The organism is Candidatus Neomarinimicrobiota bacterium, from assembly GCA_022567655.1.
Classification (GTDB): domain Bacteria; phylum Fidelibacterota; class SORT01; order SORT01; family SORT01; genus JADFGO01.
Genome location: JADFGO010000083.1, coordinates 1 through 9159 on the forward strand (window position 1 = coordinate 1; position 9159 = coordinate 9159).

A 9159-nucleotide genomic window follows, 5' to 3' on the forward strand; every position below is an offset into this window, starting at 1 on the left:
GATCGGGGAAGATATTATGGTTCAAGGATCACCGGATAAAAGGGACTCATAATGTTCACCGGATTGATCGAAGAGATCGGAAGAGTGGAGAAGATTCAGGAATCGGGTAAGGGAATTAGCATGAGGATTGGATGCCGTAAAGTCCTTGAAGACCTGAATCTGAAGGACAGCATTTCGATTGACGGCGTGTGTCTTACGGTGGTCGGGATTAATGACGACCATTTCAATGTTGACGTAGTGGAAGAAACCATAACACGGTCAAATATAAAAACTTATACCACTGGACATAAAGTAAACCTTGAACGTGCTTTACTGTTGTCCCAGCGGTTGGGTGGTCATTTAGTACAGGGTCATGTCGACGGAACCGCTCCGATTAAATCTCAAAAGATGATCGAAAACGGTACGATTCTGACAGTTGAAATCCCGGCTGATTTGAATGAATTTGTCGTCGAAAAGGGTTCGATTTCTCTGGACGGCATAAGTTTGACAGTAGCATCGTTAACCGACGGCGAATTGAGCGTAGCGCTTATACCTCATACGCTTAAATCGACCACTATAGGTGAAAAAAAGATTGGCGATCTTATAAACGTCGAAGTTGATATACTCGCAAAATATGCGAAGAAAATGTTGAGCGGCATGAAAGAAGAAAATGGAATGTCGCTGGAACAATTGGGAGAGATGGGATTTTAGAAAAATTAAGTTGAGGATTAAAATTGGAACAGTTTAACAGTATACCTGAAGCGGTCAAGGCGTATAAGAAGGGTGAGATGATCATCGTGGTCGATGACGAAGACAGGGAGAATGAAGGCGACCTGATAATGGTGGCGGAAAAAATAACTCCGGAAGCCGTGAACTTTATGTCAAAAGAAGCCAGGGGCTTGATATGCGTTGCATTGACGGAGGAAAGGGCGGAGAAACTGAAGCTGAATTTGATGGTGAGGGATAACACCGCCCTGCATCAAACCCGGTTTACCGTGTCCGTAGATGCAAAAGAGGGTACGACTACCGGCATTTCCGCGCATGACCGATCAACAACGATAAAAACCATTTATAATCCTGAGACCACGCCCTCGCAGCTTGCGCGTCCGGGGCACATATTTCCGATACTCGCCGTTAAGGGGGGCGTTCTAAGAAGAGCAGGGCATACAGAGGCATCGATCGATCTGGCAGGATTCGCGAAACTCGATCCGACTGCTGTGCTTTGCGAAATAATCGATGAAGACGGGACAATGGCAAAGCTTCCGAGACTAATTGAAATGTCAGAAAAATTCGGATTGAAGCTCATAAGTGTCAGGGATATCATCGAATACCGCAGAAAAAACGAAAAGCTGGTTGAATTGGTTGAGAAGGTTAAAATGCCGACATCAAACGGTGAATTCGTTCTGCACCTCTACGAGAATATACTAAGCAAGGAAACTCACGTAGCGCTGGTTAAGGGCACAGTATCGAAAGAAAAAGCTGTTCTGGTGCGTGTTCATTCCGAATGCCTGACAGGAGACGCTCTCGGATCGATGCGGTGCGATTGCGGGGATCAGTTAGACAGAGCTCTCAAAAACATTGAGGAAGAGGGGAACGGAATCTTACTCTATATGAGGCAGGAAGGAAGGGGTATCGGGCTTAAAAATAAGATCCTTGCCTATCATCAACAGGATTTGGGTAAGGATACGGTCGAGGCTAACGAGGCGTTAGGATTAAAACCGGATTTACGCGATTACGGGATAGGCGCTCAAATACTCGTAGATTTGGGGGTACGTAAGATGAAGTTAATGACCAATAATCCCAAGAAGGTGGTGGGCTTGGATGCTTATGGACTTGAGATTATCGAGCGCGTGCCGCTTGAAGTCGAACCGCACGTTCAGAATAAAAAGTATCTCGAAACCAAAAGAGATAAACTTGGCCATATGATATTAAAAGGATAGGGGAAATAAATTATGTCAAACGTAATCGAAGGTGAACTCAAAGCGGTGGGGTTGAAATTCGCTCTTGTCGTCGGAAGATTCAATTCCATCATCTCCAACCAGTTATTGGAAGGCGCTCTTGATTGCCTGCGAAGACATGAGGCAAAAGATGAGACGCAGGATGTTTATTGGGTTCCGGGCTCCAGGGAGATACCTGCCGTGGCAAAGAAGCTGGTTGAGAGCGGAAAATATGATGGGGTAATATGTCTGGGGGCTGTCATCAAAGGAGCAACACCGCATTTCGATTATGTCGCTCAGGAGGTATCGCGAGGGATTTCAGACCTTGCGTATAATTCTAATATCCCCGTGATTTTCGGAGTACTGACCACCAACAGCGTTGAACAGGCGCTTGAGAGAGCGGGAACTAAAATGGGGAACAAAGGCTGGGATGCTGCGTTAGCTGCAATTGAAATGCACAATCTTTTCAAGAAAATCAAATAAACGACGATCATAAATGAAATATCTTTTATTGATCCTGGCGGGGCTTCATATATCGGCTTCCACAGGCAGGAGTCAGAACGAAAACAGGATAGATGAATGGCGCGTCGAATCAAGTAAACTAATTGTTCGTGACATGGACACTTTCGGCGATTATGTTTATGCGGCGACAGGCGGCGGATTAATTTCCTACGGGGTTTCCGGTACAAAAACGATCACAATTCTTGACGGTCTGTCATCCGTAGATATAACAAGTCTGGCAATAGACAGCCGGGGGACCGTTATCCTCGGTATGGACAGTCCGTCCGGCAACATAGATTTTTATTCATCGGAGAACGGATCGATATACACTATCAATGAAAACCTGAGTGAGATAACAGCGCTTGAGATCAGCGGCGATTCGGTATTCGCCGGCTTTATAGCGGCCGATCAAGTCGGGCTGCTCCTTATCGAGTATGATCCTGACTCGGAGAGGTATCATTTCAAAGACTCCTTTATGAACTTCCCTCAGGGAGTTTCATTTCAAAAGATCACCGCCATCTCCGTAATAGGTGATTCAATTTACGTGGGTACGGACAATGGTCTGTTATCGGCATCGTTAAAGAACGAAAACCTGAAGGATCCTCTTAGCTGGGTAGCTCATAATATGGGTACAGGTGATGAAAGGCACATTAACGCGATAGGTTCGATAGGCGATACTTTGTTGGCAGCTCCCGACAACCTGGTATTCCGGAGGGAAGATTCGGTCTGGGTAGTCGACGGCGAGATATCACCCTCTTTTTTGACTTCCTTCTCATTTTTTAATTTGGACAGCGAAACTTATATGGCTACCGACGTGGGTGTTTATATAAGGTCGCCCGGGGGCGGATGGAGTGTCTTTTCAGGGGAGAGACGTGCGGCACGTGCTATTACCGCAAGCAGTAAAGGGGACTTATGGATAGGTTTTTTCGAAGAAGGACCGGCGGAATATGACCGGACTTCCGCTCGTTTCGTAACTCAAGCCCTCAACTCCCCATTTAATAACATACTGACGTCAGTGTCGATAAGCAGTGACTCAGTGCTGTGGGTAGGCTCTAACAAGGGTCACAGCAGATATTCGAACGGGAGGTGGAAGAGCTATTTATCCACTCCCGGAACGACGAAGCTTCACGACGACAACGTGGACTGGCTTCGTTATGTGGCGGATACACTCACTATTCCTCGTTCGACAGTTGAGGTAGTATTCGCAGCGTCCAACGGTCTGGTTTATTTCGGCTATGGGGGAAAGGGGATGCTTGAGTTCGACCCGTCGTCTCCCGAAGATTATGTTTTGTACAACACTGTCGATGGAATATTAGCCGGTTCAGAAGGGCATGGAGGAAACTCCGAATTTGTGGTCGTAGATGACATAACCGAGGATAATTCAGGGAATATCTGGGTGGCTAATGCATTTGCGCAAACAAACAGGCACTTGGCAGTCATCGACACTCTTAAAAACTGGCACTATTTTGACTCCGATTCCGGTCTTATGAACGGAGTGCTGAGGGCTGTCTCGTTGGACAGCCGGGGGAACGTATGGCTGGGGTTTCAGGCAGACTCGGAGATTCTATTGCCGGAAGGGGGAGTGCAGGTTATAGATTACTCGGGCAGTCTCGGAGACCAGTCAGACGATATCATGGCGCGGATCACAAAGAAGGATGGTCTCGAAAGTAACATTATACAGGATATTGCAGTTGACCGTGATGACGTTGTCTGGATAGCCGTGGTAGGAGGAGTTCACCGCCTGGTTATACCGGAAGAACTTACCGACAGCGGACTGAGAAATCAGCTATCGGTTATACTTCCGGTAATATCCGACCATACCGTCAACCGGATTGAAGTGGATAGCCGGAACAACAAATGGTTTGCCACAGAAGCGGGGGGTGTGAAGGTATTATTAAATGACAACACCTGGCTCAATGGAAATGATGGTTTCACTTTGAAGAACAGCGATATACTGTCAAACAACGTGACATCGATCGAATTCGACCCGCACACCGGTGACGTATTCATAGCGACTCTCAAGGGTTTATCAATATTGCGGTCTGAGTATAGAGCGCCGTTACTCACATTGGATGAAGTCAGGACCTATCCGAGTCCGTTCATAATTCCGGCAGATAGAGAGCTGGTAATAGATAACTTGGCTGACGGAGCAGGCGTTAAGATTCTTGACATCAACGGAGACCTCATAAGAAATCTCTCAGGTTCGGGGGAGATCAGAGGAAGTCAGGCTTTTTGGGATGGAAGAGACGATGACGGCAGGCTGGTATCAAGCGGAATTTACATAGCTTTCGTCTATACCGCTTCGGAATTGAGCGCATCGGCGAAGATAGCTGTAATCAAACGATAGAAACTAAAACTTAGCCAGCTCTTCCACCACGTCCCTGACAAGCCTTCTTTTATCTTTATACGGTAGGAAAGCGCTCTTGAACCCAAAAATAATTATTTCCTTGAAGTCATTTATATCAAACCCGTAATATTTATGAGCAACCATAAATTCTTCAGATACCGTCGTATTGGATACAAGTATGTTATCGGTGTTGATCGTAACCCGGAGACCGAGATCATAATAGTACTTTATCGGATGGGACTCGAAGCTGCTTACGCTGCCTGTTTGAACATTTGACGTGATACACATTTCGAGCGGGATTCGATGGTCATTTATGTAGTTCAGAATATCACCGTCTTCTTTCGTCCGCGTTCCGTGCCCTATCCTGTGTGCACCGCAGTAATGTATAGCCTGGTGGATGCTTTCCGGCCCGTATGCCTCTCCCGCATGGATCGTCAGATTAAGATTGTTATTCAGTGTGAGATAAAATGCCTCTCTGTGATCTTTAGCCGGATAATTTTCCTCCTGTCCGGCGAGGTCGTAGCCCACAACACCCCTGTTTTTGTATGCGACCGCAAGCTCGGCGAGGATGAGGGACGTTTCCGCTCCGATACTCCTTATTCCACAGACTATGATTCCGGTTATAATACCATATTTTGCCTCAGCTTTATGCAAACCTGCTTTCACAGCCTCAATGGTATCCGTGAGGGTCAAGCCCTTTTCGATGTTTAATACGGGCGAGAACCTGACCTCTAAAAGTCTTACTCCGTCGTTCCATTGATCTTCCGCAAGCTCAAATGCTACTCTTTCAAGAGCAGGCGCCGTCTGGAGCACGCTCAAGGTGAGATCGAAAACTTTCAAATAGTCAGCAAGACTTTTATGCCGTTCTCTTCCGGAGTGAATTATATTTGCCAGATCTTCGGCATTATCCGCGGGGAGCGAGACACCTTGCTCCTCAGCAAGCTCGAGCATTGTTTGAATTCTCAGCGAACCGTCCAAATGACAGTGCAGATCGGTTTTGGGAAGACTCCTTATAAGATCTTCGGTGATTTCTAAATTATTCGTTTTCATAATATTCCTTATTGTAAAATGGCGCGAATGCAGTTATCAATGCTGACTTAAAGCTTAACTCTCTCGTCAAAATATTGCCGGTCAAAACTCCGAATACTCCCTGACGGTCTCTGACTTCAGCCAATCCTGAATACCTGTCTATGGCTGTTGACAGGCTTTCATTTTCTTCATAAACGTAATGAGCCAACTTCTTCGGTATGCTTAAATTCGGAGATGAGCCGATATTGACTGCGCTGCCGTCCGACACGGCAGCCCACCCCTCGATAAATGTAATATTTTCACCGTTTATGTTTATCCTGTGAAATCCACCTTCCATACCGACGTAAAAATCAACAGAGCCGGGATTATCAATCAGCATCTCCTGCATTGTTATTACCCTGTTTAAAGCCCCGTTTATTATTTCTTCCCTCATTCTGGGCGTTTCACTGACCCCCGAGTCTATCGAGTAAGCATCTATGCTCCACTCTTGAATATCCAACTGTTCCGAAATAAGCTTCATAGCCTCATCGAGAGCGTCTAATTTAGGTTTTCGCTTCGATGCGCAGGCGATTTTCATAATAGTTCTATAGCTTTTGAAGATGTCAACGTTTTTATAAAAAATGATATACGTTCGTATAAGGGTTCGACATCATCTCCAAACTCATCTTTCATTTTCTGAGAAATCTCCAGAACGTTCTTTTCTCCGTCGCACTCTTTCCACACAAAGGAGCCGACCGCATCTAATTGAACCGTATAATCCGGGGAATTCATTTTTGAAGTGATGAAATTCCCCAACTTTCCTCTAAACTTGGGTATCTTCAGCGTGACCAAGCCGTCATCGGTATATTCCCACTCTAATATTCTCTTGGGAACAAGTTCGAGTAAGTTAACTTCAGTTTTTTTCTCTTTATTTCGCACGGCGTAATTTTCAAAATTTTGTTTAAAGTTACGCCCGGATCGTAGTGCGTCGGGCCCGGGCGCAGATTCTAAATATTGGTGTAATATAGCGATTATTTCAATTCATAACAGCATAATACTCGGCAAGCTCAAATACATATTGACCTCCAAAAGGAAGTGAACTTGATTAGGAACAGCTGTCTATTAGAACGAAATTCCCTTCGGAAACCTCTTGGTGCGAGTCGGGGCTTGCCCTGACCGCGTAGATTAGTACCGATTGGCGTCAGGGCAAGCCCTGACTGCCACATCAACCTCAATAACTTAGGGTGGTCAATATCTGCCTGTACGTTTCCGTAGCAACATAATGCTTAAGAACTATTGCTCCCTCTTGCAGCCCTGTAAAGCACATATACTATCGCCGCGAGAGCTAACATACCCGGAATCGCTATCGGGTCCGAAACTAACGCAAATACATTCCTGTCCTGGTACATAACGATGGGGATTGCCATGAAGATCCCGACCAATGCTTCACCCGTGATCAAGCCTGAGGCAAAAAGCAATCCATTACTTGAACTTTTTTTCTCCGATTCCTTTATTTCATTAATTTCATCTCCGGACGCGGAATCTATCTTTTTCTTATAAAAGCGTGAAGCCGCGTATGCGATCAGCCCGCCGATAAATATCGCGGAAGAGAGTTCCAACGGAAGATAGATACCGACCGCAACGGCAAGCACGGGCATTCTAAACGATGAGCCCTGTTTTTCAAGGTATTTATCAATCAGTATGATCGTCACGGCTATCAATCCTCCGATGTATATCAAATTCATCGGTAACCCCCCTCTGAATACTCCGAGCGCCACACTCGCCATGAGTGTTGCCTGCGGGGCGGCGAGGGGATTAGGGTGAGCTGCGGTCGCTACTCCGATACCGTATGCCTTGAGCAGCAAAGTTAGAACAGGCGCCATGACCACTGCTGCGGCAAGAACACCGACGACTTCCATTACCTGCTGCTTCCATGGCGTTGCGCCGAGCAGTTGTCCGGCTTTCAAATCCTGAAGCACGTCCCCTCCGATAGCGGCGGCGCAACATACTACCGCTCCGATTAGGATGGCAGCTGCCGGTCCTATAGGACTGTCGGTGCCCATGAAAGCCGCTAACAGAGCCGCGCTCGTTAGTATAGTAGCGATAGTCACTCCTGAAATCGGGTTATTGGAGCTGCCGACAAGCCCTGCCATATAGGCCGCTACGGCTGAAAACAGAAATCCTGCGATAATCATAAGGACAGCCATAAGCCCCCCTATGGAAATATCTTCGACGATGACCGAATATAGAATAAATAGCGGGACTATCGAAGCGATCAATAATATCAAGACCAATTTCATAGATACATCATGTTCCGTTCTCACTCTGGCGACATTACCATCGCCGGAATCACCGTGGTATGCCTGCAGACTGCTTCGAATACCGTTTATCAGCGGCTTTCTCAGATTTATCAGCGCCCAGAGGCCGCCTACAACCATTGCGCCTACGCCGAGATAGCGTATCTGAGTGCTCCAGATGTCACCTGCAGCGTGAACAGCCTCTTCCATCGGTATCCCGTTCATCCAGACATAGATGGGGATTGCCACGATCCACGATATCACACCACCGAGGAACACCAAGGTCGCAATGTTCAGCCCTACTATATAGCCTACTGAAACTAATGCGGGGGAGAGGTTCACGCCGAAATACGCTAAGGTTCCCATCATGTACCGTGCCGATTCCCAGGTTGCGCTCCACAGGTGTAATCCGGTTTCGGCGAATTTGAACCCGGCTCCGGCGATGCTCGACCAAATCAGATATTTGATTGTTGATCCGCCTTTTTCACCCGATTTCAGTATTTCAGCCGTAGCAATACCCTCCGGGTATTTCAGCTTTGCCTCTATTATCAGGGCGCGTCTTAACGGTATGGTAAATAATACGCCGATCACGCCGCCGAGTGCTGCGATCAACGTTGTCTGTAAGTAATTGAAAGATGTCCAATGATTCAGCATGATCAGAGCCGGGATCGTGAATATAACGCCGGCGGCGAGCGATTCGCCCGATGATGCAGCGGTTTGAACGATATTATTTTCGAGAATATTTGACTTCTTGAAAAGCCTGAGTATTGCCATTGAAATAACCGCGGCAGGAATCGAAGCGGAAACGGTGAGCCCTGCGAATAAGCCGAGGTATGCGTTTGCTCCCGCTAATACTGCAGCCAGGATTACCCCGAGTATAACAGCCTTGATTGTAATTTCAGGCAGTTTTGTTTCCGCCGAGATGTAGGGAACAAAAGTGGAAATCCCGGAACCGCCTTGATTTGAATCGCTTTGTGAACTCATTCAATCCTCCGATGTTTAAATTATCTTAATAGTGCTATGATACCCGGAAAAGAGATTCTCTCTTTTTTGAACGCATAGCCAAGCACTTTATAAATATAAATTAAAG

General features: G+C 46.6%; 8 protein-coding genes. 4 read left to right on the forward strand and 4 right to left on the reverse strand.

Going from position 1 to position 9159, the window contains the following annotated elements:
- Window positions 1–51 precede the first annotated feature (51 nt).
- The 4 genes from IID12_08340 to IID12_08355 are packed head-to-tail and all read left to right on the forward strand — an operon-like array spanning window position 52 to window position 4764.
- Window positions 52–690 (forward strand): riboflavin synthase, encoded by a 639-nt coding sequence (locus IID12_08340; protein MCH8289097.1) that lies wholly within the window; start codon window positions 52–54, stop codon window positions 688–690.
- A 23-nt stretch (window positions 691–713) separates the two neighbouring features.
- Window positions 714–1919 carry a bifunctional 3,4-dihydroxy-2-butanone-4-phosphate synthase/GTP cyclohydrolase II gene (locus tag IID12_08345; GenBank protein MCH8289098.1) on the forward strand — a complete coding sequence of 402 codons (1206 nt, stop codon included), beginning with the start codon at window positions 714–716 and terminating at the stop codon, window positions 1917–1919.
- Between the two features lie 12 nt (window positions 1920–1931).
- Window positions 1932–2399: a 6,7-dimethyl-8-ribityllumazine synthase gene (locus IID12_08350; GenBank protein MCH8289099.1), complete on the forward strand. Its 468-nt coding sequence runs from the start codon at window positions 1932–1934 to the stop codon at window positions 2397–2399.
- 13 nt (window positions 2400–2412) lie between these two features.
- A complete protein-coding gene (locus IID12_08355) occupies window positions 2413–4764 on the forward strand; it encodes a hypothetical protein (GenBank protein MCH8289100.1) in 2352 nt (783 codons plus the stop codon).
- A gap of 3 nt (window positions 4765–4767) precedes the next feature.
- On the opposite strand, the gene add is transcribed toward IID12_08355, so the two are convergent.
- The 4 genes from add to IID12_08375 all read right to left on the reverse strand — a co-directional run bounded on the left by add (window position 4768) and on the right by IID12_08375 (window position 9053).
- Window positions 4768–5814 carry an adenosine deaminase gene (gene add, locus IID12_08360; GenBank protein ID MCH8289101.1) on the reverse strand — a complete coding sequence of 349 codons (1047 nt, stop codon included), beginning with the start codon at window positions 5812–5814 and terminating at the stop codon, window positions 4768–4770.
- Window positions 5801–6370, reverse strand: a complete 570-nt coding sequence (locus IID12_08365; GenBank protein ID MCH8289102.1) for a DUF84 family protein — start codon at window positions 6368–6370, stop codon at window positions 5801–5803. Before IID12_08365 ends, add begins: the two co-directional genes overlap by 14 nt.
- Window positions 6367–6711, reverse strand: coding sequence for a PqqD family protein (locus IID12_08370; protein ID MCH8289103.1), 345 nt, complete (start codon window positions 6709–6711; stop codon window positions 6367–6369). The genes IID12_08365 and IID12_08370 overlap by 4 nt, the downstream gene beginning before the upstream one ends.
- 347 nt (window positions 6712–7058) lie before the next feature.
- Entirely contained in the window at window positions 7059–9053 is a 1995-nt protein-coding gene (locus IID12_08375; protein MCH8289104.1) for an oligopeptide transporter, OPT family, read from the reverse strand.
- Window positions 9054–9159: the final 106 nt, after the last annotated feature.